Genomic DNA, 736 nt, shown 5'->3' on the forward strand with positions numbered 1-736 from the left:
TTAATGGTATTTGTCAAAATACTCTTGCAAAGTCATGTTATGCGGTTCAAATTTTTCTGAAAGGATTTCCATTTTTTGAATTCTGTCTGGTCGAAAAAACCGGAATTCATTGCGCAAACGACACCATGCAACTAAATACCAATTTTCGGAATTCAATATCGCAAATGGCTCTATTATTCTGTTTGTTACCTTATTTTCCTTGTTGATGTATTCTATTTTGACCAGGTTATAATTGGTAAGTGCATGCTGTAAATCTGAGAGATTGTTACTATTCCTTTCCAGGGTTTAACTTGGTTGTATTGTGTTCTATGGGCAAGTAAATTTGCTTTGTCCTTGATACTATACTTGAGAATTGATTTTATTTTATCGATTGCTTCCGAGTAATCCTTTACAAATGAGGAGTCCTTGCTTTTCAGTACCAGCTGCTCTGCAAGTATCAAGGCATTTGCTTGATTTTCGGTGAACATTACCGGCGGTATTTTATAACCTTCCATTAGCGTATACCCTTTTCCTTCTTCTGTCAAAATAGGGATACCTGCTTTCTCCAATGCCTTTACATCTCGGTAAATTGTCCTTTTACTGACTTGAAATTTTTGGGATAATTCAGTAGCTGTGACAATGCTTCTGGTCTGAAATTGAACCAAAATTGCTGTTAGGCGAGACAATCTATTTACTTCTGAATATTCCATTTTCAAATGTAGTCAATGCTTTTTTTAAATGGCTGACAAGGCACACA

General features: G+C 35.6%; 2 protein-coding genes. Both read right to left on the minus strand.

Features of this window, described 5'->3' with window-relative positions:
• Entirely contained in the window at positions 1-282 is a 282-nt protein-coding gene (locus ADIWIN_RS22035) for a helix-turn-helix transcriptional regulator (protein WP_316929666.1), read from the minus strand.
• Positions 213-689 (minus strand): helix-turn-helix transcriptional regulator, encoded by a 477-nt coding sequence (locus tag ADIWIN_RS18810; protein ID WP_020894907.1) that lies wholly within the window; start codon positions 687-689, stop codon positions 213-215. The genes ADIWIN_RS22035 and ADIWIN_RS18810 overlap by 70 nt, the downstream gene beginning before the upstream one ends.
• Between the last annotated feature and the right edge of the window lie 47 nt (positions 690-736).

This window comes from Winogradskyella psychrotolerans RS-3 (assembly GCF_000427335.1).
Lineage (GTDB): Bacteria > Bacteroidota > Bacteroidia > Flavobacteriales > Flavobacteriaceae > Winogradskyella > Winogradskyella psychrotolerans.